This is a genomic window from Vreelandella indica, assembly GCF_037070225.1.
GTDB classification, from domain to species: domain Bacteria; phylum Pseudomonadota; class Gammaproteobacteria; order Pseudomonadales; family Halomonadaceae; genus Vreelandella; species Vreelandella arctica.
In genome coordinates this window covers 93,014-112,594 of record NZ_JBANSO010000015.1, presented here as the reverse complement: position 1 = coordinate 112,594, position 19,581 = coordinate 93,014, and the positions used below count along the sequence as shown (strand labels likewise).

At 54.8% G+C, this 19,581-nt stretch carries 18 protein-coding genes; 13 read left to right on the top strand and 5 right to left on the bottom strand.

From position 1 onward, the window contains the following. Nucleotides 1–127 precede the first annotated feature (127 nt). The 5 genes from V8L71_RS12200 (at nucleotide 128) to V8L71_RS12180 (ending at nucleotide 6,972) form a co-directional block, all read left to right on the top strand. Nucleotides 128–1,288, top strand: a complete 1,161-nt coding sequence (locus tag V8L71_RS12200; protein WP_336274271.1) for a restriction endonuclease subunit S — start codon at nucleotides 128–130, stop codon at nucleotides 1,286–1,288. A gap of 62 nt (nucleotides 1,289–1,350) precedes the next feature. Next, entirely contained in the window at nucleotides 1,351–4,440 is a 3,090-nt protein-coding gene (locus V8L71_RS12195; protein ID WP_336274270.1) for a type I restriction endonuclease subunit R, read from the top strand. Nucleotides 4,441–4,456: 16 nt separating this feature from the next. Beyond that, nucleotides 4,457–5,170, top strand: coding sequence for a M48 family metallopeptidase (locus V8L71_RS12190; RefSeq protein ID WP_336274269.1), 714 nt, complete (start codon nucleotides 4,457–4,459; stop codon nucleotides 5,168–5,170). A gap of 172 nt (nucleotides 5,171–5,342) precedes the next feature. Beyond that, nucleotides 5,343–5,654: a helix-turn-helix domain-containing protein gene (locus V8L71_RS12185; RefSeq protein ID WP_336274268.1), complete on the top strand. Its 312-nt coding sequence runs from the start codon at nucleotides 5,343–5,345 to the stop codon at nucleotides 5,652–5,654. Between the two features lie 19 nt (nucleotides 5,655–5,673). Beyond that, nucleotides 5,674–6,972 (top strand): type II toxin-antitoxin system HipA family toxin, encoded by a 1,299-nt coding sequence (locus V8L71_RS12180; protein ID WP_336274267.1) that lies wholly within the window; start codon nucleotides 5,674–5,676, stop codon nucleotides 6,970–6,972. A 25-nt stretch (nucleotides 6,973–6,997) separates the two neighbouring features. Here V8L71_RS12180 and V8L71_RS12175 read toward each other — a convergent pair whose 3' ends face one another. After that, nucleotides 6,998–7,876: a YicC/YloC family endoribonuclease gene (locus tag V8L71_RS12175; RefSeq protein WP_336274266.1), complete on the bottom strand. Its 879-nt coding sequence runs from the start codon at nucleotides 7,874–7,876 to the stop codon at nucleotides 6,998–7,000. 158 nt (nucleotides 7,877–8,034) lie between these two features. Here V8L71_RS12175 and rph point away from each other — a divergent pair, with 158 nt between their 5' ends. After that, entirely contained in the window at nucleotides 8,035–8,757 is a 723-nt protein-coding gene (gene rph / locus V8L71_RS12170; RefSeq protein WP_336274273.1) for a ribonuclease PH, read from the top strand. Between the two features lie 131 nt (nucleotides 8,758–8,888). Here the strand turns inward: rph and V8L71_RS12165 are convergent, their stop codons facing one another. Further along, a complete protein-coding gene (locus V8L71_RS12165; RefSeq protein WP_008959049.1) occupies nucleotides 8,889–9,656 on the bottom strand; it encodes an exodeoxyribonuclease III in 768 nt (255 codons plus the stop codon). Between the two features lie 140 nt (nucleotides 9,657–9,796). Here V8L71_RS12165 and pyrE point away from each other — a divergent pair, with 140 nt between their 5' ends. Continuing rightward, nucleotides 9,797–10,462 carry an orotate phosphoribosyltransferase gene (pyrE, locus tag V8L71_RS12160; protein WP_336274265.1) on the top strand — a complete coding sequence of 222 codons (666 nt, stop codon included), beginning with the start codon at nucleotides 9,797–9,799 and terminating at the stop codon, nucleotides 10,460–10,462. Here pyrE and V8L71_RS12155 read toward each other — a convergent pair whose 3' ends face one another. Beyond that, a complete protein-coding gene (locus V8L71_RS12155) occupies nucleotides 10,463–10,933 on the bottom strand; it encodes a tRNA (cytidine(34)-2'-O)-methyltransferase (protein ID WP_298964731.1) in 471 nt (156 codons plus the stop codon). A 99-nt stretch (nucleotides 10,934–11,032) separates the two neighbouring features. On the opposite strand from V8L71_RS12155, the gene rep reads away from it, so the two are divergent. After that, nucleotides 11,033–13,096, top strand: a complete 2,064-nt coding sequence (gene rep / locus V8L71_RS12150; RefSeq protein ID WP_336274264.1) for a DNA helicase Rep — start codon at nucleotides 11,033–11,035, stop codon at nucleotides 13,094–13,096. Nucleotides 13,097–13,203: 107 nt separating this feature from the next. Here rep and V8L71_RS12145 read toward each other — a convergent pair whose 3' ends face one another. After that, nucleotides 13,204–14,070, bottom strand: a complete 867-nt coding sequence (locus V8L71_RS12145; RefSeq protein WP_008959053.1) for a c-type cytochrome — start codon at nucleotides 14,068–14,070, stop codon at nucleotides 13,204–13,206. Nucleotides 14,071–14,254: 184 nt separating this feature from the next. Continuing rightward, nucleotides 14,255–15,190, bottom strand: coding sequence for a GNAT family N-acetyltransferase (locus V8L71_RS12140; protein ID WP_336274263.1), 936 nt, complete (start codon nucleotides 15,188–15,190; stop codon nucleotides 14,255–14,257). Nucleotides 15,191–15,304: 114 nt separating this feature from the next. Here V8L71_RS12140 and V8L71_RS12135 point away from each other — a divergent pair, with 114 nt between their 5' ends. The 5 genes from V8L71_RS12135 to V8L71_RS12115 are packed head-to-tail and all read left to right on the top strand — an operon-like array spanning nucleotide 15,305 to nucleotide 19,570. After that, nucleotides 15,305–15,946, top strand: a complete 642-nt coding sequence (locus tag V8L71_RS12135) for a thermostable hemolysin (protein WP_176302951.1) — start codon at nucleotides 15,305–15,307, stop codon at nucleotides 15,944–15,946. Beyond that, complete coding sequence (locus V8L71_RS12130; protein ID WP_336274262.1) at nucleotides 15,930–17,390, top strand: AMP-binding protein; 1,461 nt, start codon at nucleotides 15,930–15,932, stop codon at nucleotides 17,388–17,390. The genes V8L71_RS12135 and V8L71_RS12130 overlap by 17 nt, the downstream gene beginning before the upstream one ends. Beyond that, nucleotides 17,387–18,079, top strand: a complete 693-nt coding sequence (locus V8L71_RS12125) for an iron-containing redox enzyme family protein (RefSeq protein ID WP_336274261.1) — start codon at nucleotides 17,387–17,389, stop codon at nucleotides 18,077–18,079. Before V8L71_RS12130 ends, V8L71_RS12125 begins: the two co-directional genes overlap by 4 nt. Next, nucleotides 18,066–18,908, top strand: a complete 843-nt coding sequence (locus tag V8L71_RS12120) for an SDR family oxidoreductase (RefSeq protein ID WP_336274260.1) — start codon at nucleotides 18,066–18,068, stop codon at nucleotides 18,906–18,908. The genes V8L71_RS12125 and V8L71_RS12120 overlap by 14 nt, the downstream gene beginning before the upstream one ends. Continuing rightward, nucleotides 18,905–19,570, top strand: coding sequence for a tetratricopeptide repeat protein (locus V8L71_RS12115; protein ID WP_336274259.1), 666 nt, complete (start codon nucleotides 18,905–18,907; stop codon nucleotides 19,568–19,570). The genes V8L71_RS12120 and V8L71_RS12115 overlap by 4 nt, the downstream gene beginning before the upstream one ends. Nucleotides 19,571–19,581 lie beyond the last annotated feature (11 nt).

The window sequence follows — 19,581 nt, the reverse complement described above, 5'->3', positions numbered from 1 at the left end:
ACTTCTTCAGGACGGCTGCTTTACGCTCTGCAGAATAACGTGGCACAAGGGCTCCATGCCGCTCCCTCTGGATTAGATTTAGGCGATATCGCCAACCGGACAACTAGGCTGACAGAGGGGGGGTGCCGTGCCGGTGGGGTATAAGCAGACTGAAATTGGGATTATTCCAGAGGATTGGGAGACGCTAGAAATCGGCAAATTTGCGCCTCTGCAGAGAGGGTTCGATCTACCTTCAACCATAAGGAAGGACGGCAAATATCCCGTTGTTTATTCAAACGGAATTGCAAATACTCATTACCAATTCCAAGTTAAGGGGCCAGGGGTTGTAACAGGAAGATCTGGAACTTTAGGAAAAGTGCATTTTGTAGGTACTGATTATTGGCCTCACAACACATCACTGTGGGTAACTAATTTTAATAAAGCTGACCCAAAGTTTGTATATTTTTTATTTACATATATTGGATTTGAAAGATTTGCTAGCGGTTCAGGAGTTCCTACATTAAATAGAAATGATGCTCATAGCTTCAAAACTGCATTTCCACCAACCAAAGCTGAGCAAACCGCCATCGCCAATGCCCTCTCCGATGTTGATGCGCTAATCAGCGAGCTGGAAAAGCTGATCGCTAAAAAACAGGCCATCAAAACCGCCACCATGCAGCAGCTGCTGACGGGGCGCACTCGCTTGCCGCAATTTGCGTTACGTGAGGATGGTACGACAAAGAGTTATAAGCAAAGTGAGCTGGGAGAGATACCGGAAGATTGGGAGTTACTAGAAGTTGGAAAATTTGCACCTTTGCAAAGAGGCTTCGATTTACCTTCAACGATAAGGAAGGACGGCAAATATCCTGTTGTTTATTCAAATGGAATTGCAAACACTCATCACCAATTCCAAGTTAAGGGGCCAGGGGTTGTAACAGGGAGGTCAGGAACTTTAGGAAAAGTACATTTTGTAGATACTGATTACTGGCCTCACAACACGTCGCTCTGGGTAACTAATTTTTGTAAAGCTGAACCAAAATTTGTATATTTTTTATTTACATATATTGATTTTGAAAGATTTGCTAGCGGTTCAGGAGTTCCTACATTAAATAGAAATGATGCACATAGCTTTAAAACTGCGCTGCCACCAACAAAGCTTGAGCAAAAAACAATCGCCAATATCCTCTCTGATATAGACGAGGAAATTCATGCACTGGAACAACGCCTTGGCAAAATCCGCCAAATTAAGCAGGGTATGATGCAAGAGCTGCTCACTGGCAAAACGCGCTTGGTGGCGCCAGCTGCTTAAGTCGCCAATACACAGGCCGATTTAGCAGGCTTGTGTAAAAGATAAAAAAAGGGAACAGGGCTATGAGCAACGTCGGCCAGCGTGAGCGCGCCACCCAACAGCGTATCGTTGCGTTTTTTCAGTCCGAGCTGGGCTATCGCCACCTGGGCGATAAGCATGATCAGGACAACAAGAATATTGATGTGGCGCAGCTCAGCACCTGGCTAAGGCAGCGTGGCACCAGTGAGATGCTGATTACGCGGGCGATGCGCCAATTGGAGATCGCCGCGGCGTTGGGCGAAGGCAAAAAGCTCTATTACGCCAACAAAGAGGTCTACCGACTGCTGCGCTATGGCATAAAGGGCAAGGAAGGCGCGGGCGAGCAGAGCCAGACCGTTTGGCTTATCGACTGGGAATACCCGGAAGCCAATGACTTTGCCATTGCTGAAGAAGTCTCCATCAAGGGTGAAAACAAAAAGCGCCCGGACATTGTGCTGTATGTGAATGGCATTGCGCTGGGCGTGATTGAGCTTAAGCGCTCGTCGGTGTCGGTTGCGGAAGGTATTCGTCAGAACCTGGATAACCAGAAAAAAGCCTTTATCCGTGATTTTTTCAGCACTATGCAGTTGGTGATGGCAGGCAATGACACTCAAGGGCTGCGCTACGCCACCATCGAAACTCCGGAAAAGTATTACCTGGAGTGGAAGGAAGACATCGCCAATCCTTTTGATTACACCTTGGACTTTCACCTGAGCCGCCTTTGCAACAAAGCGCGCTTCCTGCAAGTGATCCATGACTTTATCGTTTTTGATGCCGGGGTGAAAAAGACCTGCCGCCATAACCAGTTTTTCGGCGTTGAAGCGTCAAAACAGCATATTGCCCGTCGCGAAGGCGGGATTATTTGGCACACCCAAGGTTCGGGAAAAAGCCTCACCATGGTATGGCTGGCCAAATGGATTCGCGAACATATTAAAGATAGCCGTGTGTTAATCGTGACCGACCGAACGGAGCTGGACGAGCAAATCGAGAAGGTGTTTACAGGCGTGGATGAGGATATTTACCGCACTAAAAGCGGCTCCGATCTCATCGCCACCCTCAACCAACCGAACCCTTGGCTGGTATGTTCGCTGGTACACAAGTTTGGACATCACTCAGAGTCGCAAAGCGACGCCGCCACCGATGCGTTTATCGAAGAGCTAAAGCAGTCATTACCGCAAGGTTTCCGCGCCAAGGGAGACCTGTTCGTGTTTGTGGATGAGTGCCACCGCACCCAAACCGGCAAGCTGCACGAGGCAATGAAAGTGCTCCTGCCAGATGCACTGTTTATCGGTTTTACCGGCACGCCATTGATGAAAAAGGATAAGAAAAAATCCATCGAGGTCTTTGGCGCTTATATTCACACCTATAAGTTTGATGAAGCGGTGGCCGATGGTGTGGTGTTGGACCTGCGCTATGAAGCGCGGGATATCGACCAGACCATTACCTCGCAGAAAAAGGTGGATGATTGGTTTGACGCCAAGACGCGCGGCTTATCCAATATCGCTAAAACACAGCTCAAACAGAAGTGGGGCACCATGCAGAAGGTGCTCTCTAGCAAGTCTCGGTTACAGCAGATCGTTAACGATATTTTGCTGGATATGGATACCAAACCCCGGCTGATGGACGGTCGCGGCAACGCCATGCTGGTGTGCGCCAGCGTCTACCAAGCCTGTAAAGCCTATGAGATGTTCAATCAGTCAGATTTGGTGGGTAAAGTTGCCATCGTCACCAGCTTTCAGCCCACGGCAGCCAGCATTAAAGGCGAGACAACGGGTGAAGGCCTGACTGAAAAGCTCTTCAAGTACGACACCTACCGCAAGATGCTGGCGGATTACTTCGAGCAGCCCGAAGATAAAGCAGCCAGCCAAGTAGAAGCGTTTGAAAAAGAGGTGAAAAAGCGTTTTGTCGATGAACCAGGGCAGATGCGGTTGCTGATCGTGGTCGATAAGCTGCTGACGGGGTTTGACGCCCCATCAGCTACCTATCTCTACATTGATAAGCAAATGGCCGATCACAACCTGTTCCAGGCTATCTGCCGCGTAAACCGGCTGGACGGGGATGACAAAGAGTACGGCTACGTTATCGACTACAAAGACCTGTTCCGCTCCCTGGATAAAGCGATTACTGATTACACCCAGGAGGCGTTTGACGGCTACGACAAAGAGGATGTCGCAGGCTTGCTCAAAGACCGTTTAGAGCAGGCCCGTGAGGATCTCGATAACGCGCTGGAAATGGTGCGCGCCCTGTGCGAACCGGTAAAAGCCCCCCGCCATACGCAAGACTATATTCACTACTTCTGCGGCGAGTCTGGAAGCAATCAAGATGAACTAACGGAAAAAGAGGCTCTGCGTTTAAGTCTTTATCAGTACGTTGCTAAGTTGTTGCGCGCCTTTGCCAATATCGCCAATGAAATGCCTGATGCGGGCTACTCCAGCGCTGAGATTGACGCTGTACGCCGGGAAGTCACGCATTTTGAAGGTGTACGCGATGAAGTGAAGCTGGCGAGCGGTGATCTCGTCGAAATGAAGCGCTTTGAACCGGCCATGCGCCATCTGCTGGATATGTATATCCGTGCAGACGACAGCGAAGTGCTGATGGATTTTGAAGAGCTGGGGCTGATTGAGCTGATCGTCGAGAAAGGCGAGGATGCGGTGAAGGCACTGCCGGAAAATATTCGCAAAAACGCCGATGCCATGGCGGAAACCATCGAAAACAACGTACGCAAAACGATTGTTGATGAAAACCCGGTCAACCCCAAATATTACGAACAGATGTCCGTGTTACTAGACGAGTTGATCAAGCAACGCAGGCAGCAAGCCGTTACGTATCAGGAATACCTGCAACGCATTCGTGATTTATCCAGAAGGGTCATTCGCCCAGGGGACACCACAACGGATTATCCAGCCACCATTGATTCGGGTGCTAAGCGTGCGCTTTACGATAACTTCGGCAAGGATGAGCAGCTTGCCACGAAAATCGATGAAGCAATTCGCCATACCAAAAAAGCGGATTGGGTGGGGGATCGTTTTAAAGAACGTGAAATTGCCAATGCCGTACGCCAAGAAACCGCAGGTTACGAGGTAGATATCCAAAGCGTACTGGAACTCGCTAAAGCCCAGAAAGATTATTTATGAGTAGAGACGCAGCCTGATGGCAAACATCGAGATTGGCACGATAGCCATGCAGCTCAATCGTAAACCGATCAAGCATCTGCATATTAGCGTACTGCCACCGGATGGTCGTGTGCGGGTGTCTGCGCCTACCGCCATGTCGGATACATCAATACGCATGGCGGTCATCAGCCGCATTCCCTGGATTAAACAGCAGCAGCGTGATTTTGCGAAACAACCACGCCAGTCCGAACGCGAAATGGTTAGTGGTGAGTGCCATTACCTATGGGGAAAAGCGCATCGTCTTAACCTTGTTGAGCGAAGCGGCAAACATGACATCAAAGCCAGTCGGCGCAAGCTCAATTTGCATGTAAATCCAGGCACATCGCTCGATAATAAACATCGGGTATTAATCGAGTTTTACCGGGCAGAAATCAAATCCCGCATCCCCGAGTTGCTCACCTACTGGCAGGATAAAATCGGCGTTGAAGCGTCTGGCTGGGGCGTCAAAAAGATGAAAACCAAATGGGGCAGCTGTAACACCGACGCGAAACGCATCTGGCTGAACCTCGAACTGGCAAAAAAGCCACCGGAGTGCCTTGAGTACATTTTGGTGCACGAATTAGTACATTTGTTGGAACGCCACCACAACGAATGCTTTATGGCCTATATGGACAAATACCTGCCCGATTGGCGTGAACGCAGAAACCTGCTTAATAGCATGCCCTTGGCGCATAACCACTGGCTTTATTGATTTTTTTGAAGGGCTAAAAAAGCGAAAAGAACCGGCGCACATACCGAAGCTTTAACCCCAATCAAGCACTACGCGCTCGCCTATCTTTTGTCATCTTATAAATTGCTTTTTAAAAAAATAGCAACTAATGTGTTGCCATAGACTAAAAAGCAACTTATTTGACGACATCACTATGCCGCTACTGGATCAGATCAAAACGCGCCGTGTTGAGCTGGGTTTCAAGCAGAGTGACATGCAGATGCGGGTGGGAATGTCGCGCCAGCAGTATCAGCGGCTTGAAGCCAGTGGTAACCCGCGCCTCAGCACGTTAGAGCTGGTGGCTAAAGGGCTGAATAGCGAGATTATGCTGATCCCCCGTGAGAAGCGCGACGCCGTGTTGGCTCTACTCGCGAGCCATACGGCAGACGCAGCGGCTCCCAGTGAGGAAGATACCAGCGATAGCGTCATCGATAACCCTTGGAAAGGCTTATTAGGGGATGATTAACCGTTTAAAGGCGGGCTAAATGGATCGATTGAGTATTCTGCAGCTCTCTCTGCATGGGAGCGTGGTGGGCCATCTTGCGGGTTACTCCCATGGCAAGAATATCCTGCTGTTCGCTGATGAATTTCGCCACAATTCTGAGCGCCCAACGCTAAGCCTGATTACGCACCCTAATTTCCCTAAATCGGAAGAGATCTTAGCGAGAGACTGGTCGAAGCACCAACGGCTGCATCCCTTATTATCTAACCTGCTGCCTGAAGGTGCGCTGCGTGAATTGATAGCGCATAGTTTGAAAACCCATATTGACCATGAGTTCTCTCTTCTAGCATGGCTTGGTCTTGACCTCCCCGGCGCCCTTATCGCTCGCCCTCTCACCACAGACAACATCCCGGCGAAAGTACTGGCTCGGTTACCACACGCACGATCTGAAACCATTGAATACCCACCTATACTAACGCCTGGCAATAAATTCTCGTTGGCTGGCGTACAGATGAAATTCTCCATGAAGGAGAAAGATGGCCGTTATAACTTAGTCCATAGCGCCGTAAATGATGGCCATGAGGCGTTGGGTGAGTGGATTATCAAAACGCCCTCCATCCAACATGCTTACGTTCCTTTAAACGAATTTTCGGCAATGCAACTGGCGGCCCTGGCAGGCATCGATATGCCCGAAACTCGCTTGGTTGCGCTTGATACGTTAGACAACCTGCCTGCTATCCGTTTACCAGAAGAGCCTATGGCGTTTGCTATCAAGCGTTTCGATCGTCAGAGCGGAGTGCACGGCACCGAGCGCGTTCATATGGAAGATTTTGCTCAAGTCTTAGCGAAATATCCCCATGAGAAGTATGGCTCGGCTAACTATGCGCAAATCGGCCGTATTTTGTACCAGTTTTCCGGTGATGCTATTACGGATGCCCAGCAATTTGCCCGTCGCCTGCTGGTAAATATTTTGCTAGCCAATGGCGATGCGCACTTAAAAAACTGGAGCCTTTTGTACACTGACCGCTACACACCACGGTTATCACCCGCTTACGATATTGTGACCACCAGCGTATATATGGACAACGAACGTACTACTGCGCTTAATTTGGCTGGCCAAAAAGCGTGGTATCAAACCTCCATGGAAAGCTTTCAGCAGTGGGCTAAAAAAGCCGATATTCCTTGGCGCTTAATCAAGCCTCACCTAGATGACACGCTTGATAAAGCCCGCACCTTATGGCCTAAAGCACTGACGGAGTTACCAATGCATGAGCCCCATAAGCAGGTACTGCGTGAACATTGGCAGCGTCTCCATACTGATTTTCGTCTGCCTGGTGGTTAACAGCGATTTTTAGTAGTTGAAAACATCACTCAATATTCTGAATCTGCTCCCGCATCTGTTCGATCAATACCTTCAACTCCACCGCGCAGCGGGTCGTCTCTGCCACCACGGATTTTGATGAGAGCGTATTGGCTTCGCGGTTGAGTTCCTGCATCAGAAAGTCCAAGCGTCGGCCTTTGGGGCCTTTTTGGGCGAGTTGGTGGCTGACTTCTTCGATATGCGCGGTGAGACGGTCTAACTCTTCATCCACATCGGCTTTTTGCGCCACCAGCACCAGCTCGGCTTCCAGGCGTTGGGGGTCGAGTTCGGTCTTGGCGACTTCCAGGCGTTCCAGCAGCTGGGCGCGTTGGCGCTCCAGAATTTGCGGGAGCAGGTTGCGTACGGTGGCCACTTGTTCGCTTACCGCGTCTAGGCGGGTGGTGATCATCTCGGCCAGCTTATCGCCTTCACGGGCGCGGGCGTCGATCAGTTCATCCAACGCTTGGTTAAATAGCGCTTTGGCGGCGGCTTTAATGGCGTCTTGGTCGAGGTGCTGGGTTTCCAGTACGCCGGGCTGGTTGAGTAGCTCCAAGGTTGTCGGAGGAACGGCACTGGGCACCTGCTGCTGAATAGCGGCCAGGGCATCGGCAATCTCTTTTAGGCGCTGAGCGTTCACTGCCGGTGCTTGGGCGGTGTCGGCGCTCTCGAACCGCACGCTGCATTCAACTTTGCCTCGGACCAGGCGAGTACGCAGTGCTTCGCGCAGCACCGGCTCTAAATCTCGCAGGCTTTCATGAAGGCGAAAGTGCGGCTCTAGGTAGCGCTGGTTCACTGAGCGAATCTCGACCTGCAGGGTGCCAAACGGGGCGGCCTGCTCGGTACGGGCGAAGGCGGTCATGCTGTGTACGCGGCTGGAAGTGGCCATGTTTCATCCTAATAGAGAACAACGGTGTATAAAGCATTGCCAACAGTCTACCCGATAGGCCCATCAGCGCACGCTCAGACGTGTACAATGGAGGGCTTTTCCAGTTGTGCGTTTATTGAGAGGTACTATTTGTGAGCAGCGCTAAGCGTCCTGATGTTGTGCGTCCCAGCGGTCGCGAGGCCGACCAGCTCCGTGACATTCGCCTGACCCGCGATTACACCCGTCATGCGGAAGGCTCTGTGCTAGTGGAGTTTGGCGATACCAAAGTGCTGTGTAATGCCAGCGTAGAAGCCGGTGTGCCGCGCTGGCTGCGCGGTAAGAATCAGGGCTGGGTCACCGCTGAGTACGGCATGCTGCCCCGCGCCACTCACACCCGCAGTGGCCGTGAAGCGACCCGTGGCAAACAGGGTGGCCGCACGCTGGAGATTCAGCGCCTGATTGGCCGCAGCCTGCGCGCGGCGGTGAATTTGAAGAAGCTGGGCGAGTTCACCATTACCGTGGATTGCGATGTCATCCAGGCCGATGGCGGCACGCGTACGGCGGCCATTACCGGCGGCTGCGTGGCGCTGGTGGATGCGCTTCGCTACCTGCAGCGAGAAAAGAAGATCAAAGCCGACCCCTTCAAGCAGTTGGTAAGCGCTATTTCCGTGGGCATTTATAAAGGCGTGCCGGTGCTGGATCTGGACTACCCAGAAGACAGCAAAGCCGATACCGACCTGAACGTGGTGATGACCGAAAGCGGCGAGTTAATCGAAGTACAGGGCACCGCCGAAGCCAGCGCCTTCAACCGTGCCGAGCTAAACGGCATGCTCGATTTGGCCGAGAAGGCAGGTGATGCACTTCGCGACCATCAGCGCGAAGCGCTGGGTATTCGTGGCTAAGGATTAACGCCCGCCACAACGCAACAAGCCGACCCAAGGGTCGGCTTGTTGCTTATTACCACTCACTGCTTCTAAGAACGAGCTGTTTCTAAGAACGAGAGGCGACGCGGGAAAAGTTCGTTGCCTAGCGCTTAGAGCGCCAGGTCGTACTCAATGATTAGCGGTGCGAACTCGGAGAAGGTCGCATCGTAATCAATCCACGCGTCGACCACGTGGCGGCGGAAGTTGGGGCCGACTAACTGGTAGTCGATCCGCCAGCCTTCCTGGCGCTCACGGGGTACGTCTTGGTCAAGCTTCGGCCACCAGGTATATTCACCTGCATCGCGATTGATTTCGCGGAAGGTGTCGATAAAACCGGTGGGGCCAAGCACCTGATCCATCCAGGCGCGCTCTTCCGGGCGGAAGCCTGAGGTCAGTTGATTGTCCGACCAGTTAGCCAAGTCGACGGTTTTGTGGGCAACATGCCAAGTACCACAGAGGATGTACTCGCGGCGTTTGCGCGACATCTTGGTGAGGTACTCTTGATACTGCTCCATAAACGCCTGTTTGGCTTTCTGGTCGCTTCCATCAGGCATCAGGAAGGAGACGATACTGAAGCGTTCATAATCCGCCTGCAGAAAACGTCCTTCATGATCACACTGAGGAAACCCAAGACCATACATAATCGCCTTGGGGATTTTGCGGCAATAGAGTGCCACACCGGAGAAACCATCCTCTTCGGCATCTAGGAAGTAGCCTTCATAGCCTTCCGGATACAGAATGTGGTCACCCAGTTCAAAACTTTTTGCCTTGATGTTCTGCACGCAGACCACGTCGACATCCTGCTGAGCCAGCCAGTCCAGGAAGCCACGATCGACGGCATCACGAATACCATTGACATTGATGCTGGCAATTTTCATAAATCGTCCCTTTTGCGTCGCTGCTGTATGATACCCGACGTTTAGACGTTTGGGTAAAGGCAGCGCCTAAAACTTGCCATTTACCCGCGTTTATTGTTGCTTTCGTGCCGATTTAAACCTACCGCCTAGTGAGGAACGCCGTGGCTACCACTCTACAACCCTACCAGCGCGATTTCATTGCCTTTGCCATTGAGCAAGGTGTGCTTAAGTTTGGTGAGTTTACGCTTAAATCCGGCCGTGTTAGCCCCTATTTTTTCAACGCTGGGCTGTTTCAAACCGGGCGCGCACTGGCCAAGCTGGGGCGCTTTTATGCCCAGGCAATTGCCGATAGCGGTTTAAACGCTGATGTGCTGTTTGGCCCGGCGTATAAGGGCATTCCGCTGGCAGCGGTCACGGCGGCAGCGCTGGCCGACCATCACGACCGGGACATGCCCTATGCGTTCAACCGCAAAGAGGCTAAAACTCATGGCGAAGGCGGCAATATCGTGGGTGCCGAACTCGCTGGCGGTATTTTAATTATTGATGACGTCATCACCGCCGGTACCGCCATTCGCGAGGTGATGAGCCTGATCAAGCAGAGTGGCGCTCACGCCGCCGGCGTCATCATTGCGCTAGACCGCCAAGAGCGCGGCCAGGGCGAGCAGAGTGCGATCCAGGAAGTACAGGCCGAATACGGTATGCCGGTCGTCAGTATCGTCACTTTAGAGCAAGTGCTTACTTACCTTGAAGAGCACGCTGGTGGCGAAATGCTTGCCTACGCCGAAGCCATCAGGGCCTATCGTGACCGCTACGGCATTGCCAACTGATTAGACTGACAGCGCGCCAGTGAAACCTTGCTGGCGCCACGCTTCGTAGCTCACAATAGCCACGGCGTTGGAAAGGTTCAGGCTACGGTTATTGGGCTGCATAGGCAGGCGCAGTTTGTGCTCAGCGGTTAGCGCTTCGTGTACTTGAGGCGAGAGCCCAGCGGTTTCAGAACCAAATAGCAGCACATCGCCCGGGGCAAAGTCGGCATCGCTGTAGGTGCGCGTGCCTTTAGTGGTGATCGCCCAGATACGCCGCCCCTGCATGGCCTGCTGAAAAGCGTTAAAATCCGCGTGGCGGGTCACGTTGTCGATATCACGGTAATCCAACCCAGCGCGGCGCAGCTTTTTCTCTTCCAGGTCGAAGCCAAGCGGCTCAATCAGGTGTAATCGGCAGCCATTGTTGGCCACCAAGCGCATGATATTGCCCGTATTAGGCGCCATGCGCGGTTCAAAAAGCGCTACTTCAAACATCTCCACCTGCCTGTTTATTATGCCTTCGCCAAGCGGCTGATTGTACTTGAAACCGTACTTGAAGCCGACTAGCAACTCTCGTAGAGGATGACCGACGCCATGACGCCTGCCACGCCCAAGAGCATTCTTAGCCGCATTAAAGGGCTAAACCCGCGCCAGCAGGAAGCCGTGCGCTACATCGATGGCCCTTGCCTGGTATTGGCGGGCGCTGGTTCCGGTAAAACCAGCGTGATCACCACCAAAATTGCCTATTTGGTACAAGAATGCGGGATGAGCGCGCGCAAAATCGCGGCGGTGACCTTTACCAACAAAGCTGCGCGGGAGATGAAAGAGCGCGTCGGCCAGATGCTCCACGGCAAAGAGGGCCACGGGCTCACGGTCTCTACCTTTCACACCCTAGGGCTGAATATTATCCGCGGCGAGCTTAAAACCCTGGGCTACAAGCCGGGCTTTTCGCTGTTTGACCCGGAAGACGCCAAGGCGTTGCTGCGCGATTTGATGAACAAAGACGCCCAGGTGGATGCCGAGCAGATCAATGCCGTGCAGAGCAAAATTTCCACCTGGAAGAATGACTTGGTACTGCCCAGCGATGCCCTCTCGTTTGCCGCCGATGACGATGAGCATTTTGCCGCCCGGGTGTATGAAGCCTACGTACGCCATTTAAAAGCCTACAACGCGGTGGATTTCGACGACCTGATTCTGCTGCCGGTGGTACTGCTCAAGAACGATCCGGAAGCGCTCGAGCGCTGGCGGCGCAAAATCCACTACATGCTGGTGGATGAGTATCAGGACACCAACGTTTCACAGTACTTGCTGGTGAAGCTACTGATGGCGGAGCGTTCCACCTTTACCGTGGTGGGCGACGATGACCAATCGATCTACGCCTGGCGCGGTGCCCGCCCTGAGAACCTGATTACCCTGGGGGAAGATTTCCCGCGCCTGAAAGTCATCAAGCTGGAGCAGAACTACCGCTCTACCGCCACGATACTGCGCGCCGCCAATACGCTGATCGCCAATAACCCCCACGTTTACGAGAAGACACTGTGGTCTGATATGGGCGATGGCGCGGCCATTCGGGTCATCGTGAATCGCCATGAAGAGGCGGAGTCCGAGCGGGTCGCCAGCGAAATGCTCACGCGCAGGATCAAAGAGAAGGCCGAGTGGCGCGACTTTGCGGTGCTTTATCGTGGTAATTTCCAGGCACGGCTATTAGAGCTTAAGCTCCAGCACTATCAGATCCCTTACAAGCTCTCAGGCGGCACGTCGTTTTTCTCCCGCAACGAAATCAAAGACACCATGGCTTACCTGCGCCTGCTAATTAACCCCGCGGACGACAACGCCTTTTTGCGCATTGTGAACGTACCGCGCCGTGAAGTGGGCCCTGGAACGGTAGAGAAACTCGCCAACTACGCCACCGAACGCTCGATATCGTTGTTTGCCGCCTGCCACGAGCTTGGGCTGGAGCAAGTACTGCCGACCCGAGCGACAGAGCGCTTAAGCCGCTTTACCCACTTTATTGATGGCGTGCGTAAGCGCATGGATCAAGGCGATGCGATTGCCGCCATTCGCGATATGCTGCGGGATATGGATTACGAAGCGTGGCTGTATCAAAACGCCAGCGCGCCCACCGTGGCCGAGCGACGCATGGCCAACGTGTGGATTTTGATCGACCAGCTAGAGAAGTCGCTTAACCGGGACCCGGAAGAGAATACCGATTCCACCGAAACCGACGGCGTTCAAGCGGCTATTTCACGCTTGGTACTGCGCGATATTCTGGAGCAGCAGGCAGAAGAGGATGACTCGGATAGAGTGCAGCTACTTACCATGCACGCCTCCAAAGGGCTGGAGTTCCCGCATGTCTATTTGATGGGGCTAGAGGAAGACCTGCTGCCCCACCGCAACGCCATTGAAGTAGGCACCGTGGAAGAGGAGCGGCGCTTGGCCTATGTGGGTATTACCCGGGCGCGACGTACGCTAACGTTGACGCTTGCCCGCCAGCGTAAAGCCTACGGTGAACTCATGGACTGCCAGCCGAGCCGCTTTTTAGAAGAGCTGCCCGCCGAGGACCTGGAGTGGGAAGGCCGAGCAGATAAAGAAGACCCAGAGAAAAAACAGGCCCGGGGTAAAGATGCCATTGCCGGGCTGCGCTCGCTGCTGGGGTGACTGATAAGATAGGCAGATAAAAATAATCCACAGGGCGGTGACTAAAACGCCCTGTGGATAAAGTTACCAAGCTGAATAAAGCTGCTGTTTGTCGTTACTGCTTAACGTTACTGGGCTTCCGCCATTAAGTAATCGACAACGGCCATCACTTCTTCATCAGATAGGTTAGGGTTGCCGCCCTTGGCTGGCATAGCGCCAATGCCGTTAATGGCGCTGGCGTAAAGCTCATCAGCCCCTTTCTCTAAACGCGCCGCCCAAGCTTCGGAGTCGCCTTTGGTGGGAGCACCCGCAACGCCATTATCGTGGCATGCCACACAGCCAGAGCTTGCGTAGAGGGCTTCACCGTCTAAGTCGCTACCGCCACTGGCTTCTTCAGAGGCTGCCGCGTCTTCTTCACTCGCTGCGTCGTCGTTAGCAGCCATTTCTTCTTCAGCGGCAGCACCCTCGCCTTCAGCAGCGGCAGTCTCTTCAGCCGCTCCCTCGTCTGTTGCCGCCTCTTCAGAAGCAGCGTCATCACCACCGCCTAATTCTGGTACTTCCATTACCGGTTCAACCATATAGGCAACCGCTGCTTCGACTTCTTCGTCGGAGAGGCTAGCGTTGCCGCCTTTCGCTGGCATGGCACCAATACCGTTAATCGCGTGATCTAACAGCGTGGCGAAACCTTGTTCGGTACGTTCAGCCCAGGCCTCTTCATCACCGCGGATAGGTGCACCCGCAGCGCCGGATTCGTGGCAGGCGCTACACACGTTGCCGTAAATACCTTCACCGTCGATATCACCGCCACTGCTGGCGCTATCGCCTGCAGGTGCGGCTGCCGTTCCACAGTCTTGGCCTTGCAAACAGAGTTGACCCACCGGCGCTAAACGCTCGGCAATCGCATCACGTGCGGCATCATCTTGGGCATAAACACTGGATGTGCCCGCCATGAAGCCGAGGGCCACCAGCCCGCTCATGATCAGCTTAGCTTTCACTCTCACCACCTCTTGAGTATTGTCATCAAACGTTTGTTCTTAACCCCTGTGCGCGGCAGCGCCACAATCGACGATGCACCGACGAGACGCCAAGACGTGCGTATGGGGCTAGTATAACGGCAACGCAAAGCGCAAGAAAATGCTACTAAGCGCGCCTATGCCACCAACGACTGCTATTTAGGCCTTATTGAGGTGCTTCACTCCTTCCGCCACCCCCTTTCCACGCTAATAAACGCTGCTGTGCATAATGCACAAAACCAGCCTCTTGATAGAGCCGTTTGGCCGGTAGGTTGACGCCATCCACCGCCAGCATCACCTCTTGCACACCCGCCTGCTGGGCAAGCTCAAGGGCGCTATTCAATAGCGCGCGGCCCAAGCCAATCCCACGCCATTCAGGCGCTAGCCCCATCAACATAAGCTCCCAACGGCCTAACGACGGGCGTGGCGCCAGCAGCAAAACACCAGCCACGGCATCTTGATAATTGACGGTGTACCAGTGCTGTGGCGCCTGGGGGTCCTGTTGATGGAACCCGGTCAACAACTCTTGCACCGAGAGTACGTCGCGTAAGGGGCGACTATCCAGCGAATCGTGCCCCACGGCGGCCAACAGGGCCAGCTGTTGCGTTTGCGAAAACTCGTCAAATGGCTGCAGTGACAATGGCCTTGCTTCCTTCATTACTAAACGGCGGTGACTGCTACCGGTTAAATGCGCCAGGTTGGCCAAGCGCTGCATGCCATGCTCTAGCAACAGCGCTTCTGTTTCAGCGGCCTGGGGTGAAAGCGTCAGGTGGCAGAGGCGAATAGGCTGATTATTTACCCACCTATAGGCGGCATGTAACAGCGCGTAGGCATGTGCGCCTTCGGCCTTGGGTAACCACAGCTGGGCCATGTTCATTGGCAAGGGCTGTACCCAGATAGCGCCCGTTAACCGTCCCGCGTCAAGGCTTATCCATAACCCGCCCCACTGTTCGTCTGGCAGATCGTACATTGCCTTTACCGCCTCGCTCAGGGCGGTTTGCTGCTCAGGAGCATGAGCGGCCGCCAACTGCAGCAGCGCCTCGCGACGTAGCGAGGGAGGACACTGCACGGTCTCAAGGGGCGTTACCTGCGCGGAGGTCATCAATGCGTTACCTCTCCATTGCTCGGTCAACACAGAGATAAATATTTATCCCTGCTTAAGTTTTCGTTAAGTAAACCCGCCCAGAGTGTCGGAAAACACGATGGAGATCACCCGATGGCTCGCCTACGTTCACTCCCCACTGCGCTGGCAACACTGGATTGGCACGAAGCCCTCAATTGGCAGGAAAAAGCGATGCTTCAGCAACTGATTCAGCAACGCTTCGCCCAGCAACACAGTGCTTATATCCAGCATTTTCTGCCCCGCCTGTTTGGGCTGTGGCAGGCGGGGCAACCGCAAGCGGCGGTAGGGCTGCGCCTTGCCAGCAGCGGGCCACTCTTTCTGGAGCGCTACCTGGATGGCAAGGCCGAACAGGTTATTAACCATGGGTTTCAGCAGTCACTTGCCCGTCGAGATATTGCCGAAATTGGCAATCTGGCCAGCCTGCGCCCTGGCTTACAGCGGCAGCTGTTTATCTACCTCGCTCATCAACTGGCGGCGGAAGGCATCGCTTGGCTGCTATTTACGGCCACGCCTGAAGTCGCCAACGGCCTGCGCCGCCTAGGGCTTGAACCACAACCGATTACCCCTGCCGACCCTAATCGACTAGGCGAAGAGTCGCATCTCTGGGGGCGCTATTACCAGCATCGCCCCTGGGTGATGGCCGGTGATCTTCGCAGCGCCATGCACACGCTCCAGGCTCAGTCAGCCTTCACAGAAACAGATAGTGAAGAGGTACTGCATGCACGCCTTGCCTAATGCGCTAATGGCGCGGCTTGCCCACCATGCCCAGCAAACCCCACAGCGTACCGCACTTAGCGATGGTGAACAGACTTTGTCGTATGCAGATGTCATTCACCACGTCGCCCAACGACGCCAGCGCTTACGCGATGTTAATGCCCGACGTGTTGCGCTAGCGCTGGATAACGGTCTGGAGTGGGCACTATGGGATTTAGCCTTGATGGCCGAAGCGTGTGTGGCAGTGCCTATTCCCGACTTTTTCAGTGAACAGCAGCGCCGCCACCTGGTTCAGCAGGCGGGCCTGGATAGTTGGGTTGGGCATGGCGGGGAGCCCTACGGTTTTCAAGCTACCCCCGACCCAGCCATCGCTCAGCGTCGGGTTGACCATCCCCCCGCGTTACACGAAGGCACCACGCGCATTACCTTTACCTCGGGCACCAGCGGCACCCCCAAGGGCGTGTGCTTGGATAACGCGGCGCTGCTGACCGTGACTGAAAGCCTGGCGGAGATAGTGGCACCGCTTGATATACGCCGCCACTTAGCCATGTTGCCCCTCTCAACGCTGCTCGAAAATATCGGCGGGCTTTATCTACCGCTATGGTTGGGTGCCTGCAGCATTTTACCGGGTATGGCCACGTTAGGCTGGCAGGGAGCTAGCGGTTTTAACGCTCGGCTCGCCCTTGACGCCATTGAGCGCTACCAAACCCACAGCATGATTTTGGTGCCTCAACTGCTTCAAGCGCTGGTCGGCGAGTCCACAAAGGCACCTGATAGCCTGCGCTTTGTGGCGGTGGGCGGCGCGCAGGTAGCCAACACACTACTTACTCACGCCCGGCGTGGCGGATGGCCGGTCTATGAAGGCTATGGTTTATCCGAAGGCACCTCGGTGGTCTGTCTGAATCGCCCAGGAGAGCCAAGCTGCGGCGTTGGACGCCCACTGCGCCATGCCCAGATCCGCATTGATCGCGAAGGCCAGCTGCATATTCGTGGTGCCTTGATGCTTGGTTATATCGGCGAAGCACCTTGCGGCGATTGGTACGCCACAGGGGACACCGGCCAGTGGCAAGACGGCACCATCGCGCTCAATGGCCGCCAGCGGGAAGTCTTTATTACCGCCTATGGCCGTAACGTCAACCCGCAATGGGTAGAGGGCGAGCTCTGCACACAGCCTGCCATTGCCCAAGCCATGGTGTATGGCGAGGCCCTACCCGCTAATCGCGCGCTGATCGTGCCCGCGACGCCCCATATTACCAATGCCCAAATAGACGCTGCCCTCAATGCAGTGAATCGCACGCTACCCGATTACGCCCAAGTGCATGAGTGGCAGCGCGCCGCCCCCTTTACACCCCACAACCAACAACTCACGGCCAACGGCCGCCTACGCCGCGACACCCTGCTAGCCGCCTATGGCCACTGGCTAAGGGCCGTCGTAAACGACACACCCAAAGGAGTAACACCATGACCGCTTACCAACAGCTGCAAGACGCTACCCAGGACGCTCGTCACTGGTTGCTGACCACCCCCATCGTGACCCGCGCTCTGGCGGGCAATGTCTCCCTAGAGGAGTATCTCGCCTTTTTAGGTCAGGCGTATCATCACGTTCGTTTCACCGTGCCGCTAATGATGGCCTGCGGCGCACGGCTGCCCGACCGGCTCGACTGGCTGCGCACGGCGCTGGTGGAGTACATCGAAGAAGAGCACGGCCATGAAAAATGGATTCTGGATGATATCCGCGCCGCAGGCGGGGATGCAGAAGCCGCCGCTGCCGCCCTTCCAGACCCCGCCACTCGGTTAATGGTGGCCTGGATTCGTGATGCCGTAGAGCACGGCAACCCGGTGGCGTTTTTCGGCATGGTGCAGGTGCTGGAAGGCACCAGTACAGCGCTTGCCACCCAGGCCGCCGAACGCTTACAGGCGAGTCTTTCGCTTCCCAACAATGCCGTGCGTTACCTGACTTCCCACGGCAGTCTGGATATTGGTCATTTGGCCTTTTTTGAAGAGCAGATCAATCAGCTAGGTGCCGACGATCTGGCCGTAGTGATTGATAGCGCCAATATGTTCTACCGCCTGTATGGGGCGATGTTTAGAGGTATAGAAGCCCGTTGTCAGGGTGGTAGCGCGGTGGAGGAACTAAGTCATGCGCTTGCCTAGACTGCTTTGGCCTAGAACAAACAGGCTGGCCGGCGGATGGCCGGCCCAGCGGATTTTAATCACCGGCGCCAGCGGCGGTATTGGTATGGCCCTGGCCGAAGCGCTGGCGCAGCGGGGCGCGCACCTACTGGTAAGTGGTCGCCAACAAGACGCGCTGGCTTCGTTAGTCGACCGTTTTCCCAATCACATCACCGCCGTTAGCGCTGATTTAACCAACGCCAGTGATCGCAGCCGCTTAGTCAGCGCTGCCCAAGAGGCAGACTGCAATATGTTGATTAATGCCGCTGGCAGTAATCAGCAGGTTTTTTTTGATACTGCCAGCGACAGCGATATCGAACAGCTGGTAGCGATTAATCTGACCGCCCCCCTGCAACTGACCCGCGCGCTGCTTCCGCAGCTAATGGCTGGCCCCCAAGCGACGATTATCACCATTGGTTCGACGCTCGGGCGGCTGGGCTACCCAGGCCAAGTCACTTACTGCGCCACCAAATTCGCCCTGCGCGGTTTTAGCCAAGCGCTGCGCCGGGAGCTGGCCGATACCCGTGTGCGGGTGATGTATATCGCCCCACGGGCCACTCGCACCGCGATGAACTCGCCACAAACCGAGGCACTCAATGCGGCGCTGGGCAATACCGTCGACTCTCCTGACGCCGTTGCCCTGGCCATTATCAATGCCGTGGAACAGCAGGGTGAGGAACTACAAATTGGCCTGCCAGAACGTTTTTTTACCCGCCTCAATACGCTATGGCCAGGCGCTGTTGACCGGGCCCTGTTACGTCAACTGCCCGTCATTCGCCGGTTCGTTGCCACCAAGGAGTCTTCCTCATGATCATGCTATCTTTCAAAACGCTGCGTACCACGCTACTGGCTAGCGCCATTGGCTTGATAAGCCTTCAGGGGATCGCCAGTGAGGGGGATAGCGCGGCTGTCGCCGCATCGCTTGCCGAACTACAGCAGCGTTGGGCGGAAATTAACTATACGCTGCCGCCAGATGAACAGGCGGCAGCCTTCAGCCGCTTGGGCAACCAAGCTGAACAGCTCGTCAAGCGCTACCCGGACGCCGCCGAACTGCATATCTGGGCTGGCATTATCCGCTCGACAGAAGCAGGTGCCAGCGGTGGGCTGGGCGCGCTGGGGCTGGTAAAACAAGCTAAAAAGGAGCTTGAAACCGCGCTGGAACTGAACCCGCTGGCGCTGGATGGTTCGGCCTATACCAGCCTGGGCGCGCTCTATTATCAGGTTCCCGGCTGGCCACTCGGCTTTGGCGATGAACAAAAAGCTGAGTGGCATTTGCAAAGAGCCCTTGCGATTAACCCCGAAGGGATCGACAGTCTCTATTTCTGGGGCGACTATTTACATGAGCAGGGTCGCGATGCAGAAGCACGCCAAGCGCTAGAACGCGCCTTGATGGCAGCGCCCCGGCCTGGTCGCGAACTGGCGGACAGTGGCCGCCGTGACGACATCCGTCAATTGATGTCAGAACTTCAATAGGAAGGAGCCCT

Bases quoted from the DNA above. Each gene is read 5' to 3' on its own strand.
- V8L71_RS12190 (WP_336274269.1), top strand. From the start codon at position 4,457: ATGGCAAACATCGAGATTGGCACGATAGCCATGCAGCTCAATCGTAAA.
- V8L71_RS12165 (WP_008959049.1), bottom strand. From the start codon at position 9,656: ATGAAAATTGCCAGCATCAATGTCAATGGTATTCGTGATGCCGTCGAT.
- V8L71_RS12135 (WP_176302951.1), top strand. From the start codon at position 15,305: ATGGCTCGCCTACGTTCACTCCCCACTGCGCTGGCAACACTGGATTGG.
- V8L71_RS12140 (WP_336274263.1), bottom strand. From the start codon at position 15,190: ATGACCTCCGCGCAGGTAACGCCCCTTGAGACCGTGCAGTGTCCTCCC.
- V8L71_RS12120 (WP_336274260.1), top strand. From the start codon at position 18,066: ATGCGCTTGCCTAGACTGCTTTGGCCTAGAACAAACAGGCTGGCCGGC.
- rep (WP_336274264.1), top strand. From the start codon at position 11,033: ATGACGCCTGCCACGCCCAAGAGCATTCTTAGCCGCATTAAAGGGCTA.
- V8L71_RS12130 (WP_336274262.1), top strand. From the start codon at position 15,930: ATGCACGCCTTGCCTAATGCGCTAATGGCGCGGCTTGCCCACCATGCC.
- V8L71_RS12180 (WP_336274267.1), top strand. From the start codon at position 5,674: ATGGATCGATTGAGTATTCTGCAGCTCTCTCTGCATGGGAGCGTGGTG.
- V8L71_RS12175 (WP_336274266.1), bottom strand. From the start codon at position 7,876: ATGGCCACTTCCAGCCGCGTACACAGCATGACCGCCTTCGCCCGTACC.
- V8L71_RS12115 (WP_336274259.1), top strand. From the start codon at position 18,905: ATGATCATGCTATCTTTCAAAACGCTGCGTACCACGCTACTGGCTAGC.
- V8L71_RS12125 (WP_336274261.1), top strand. From the start codon at position 17,387: ATGACCGCTTACCAACAGCTGCAAGACGCTACCCAGGACGCTCGTCAC.
- V8L71_RS12195 (WP_336274270.1), top strand. From the start codon at position 1,351: ATGAGCAACGTCGGCCAGCGTGAGCGCGCCACCCAACAGCGTATCGTT.
- V8L71_RS12155 (WP_298964731.1), bottom strand. From the start codon at position 10,933: ATGTTTGAAGTAGCGCTTTTTGAACCGCGCATGGCGCCTAATACGGGC.
- V8L71_RS12185 (WP_336274268.1), top strand. From the start codon at position 5,343: ATGCCGCTACTGGATCAGATCAAAACGCGCCGTGTTGAGCTGGGTTTC.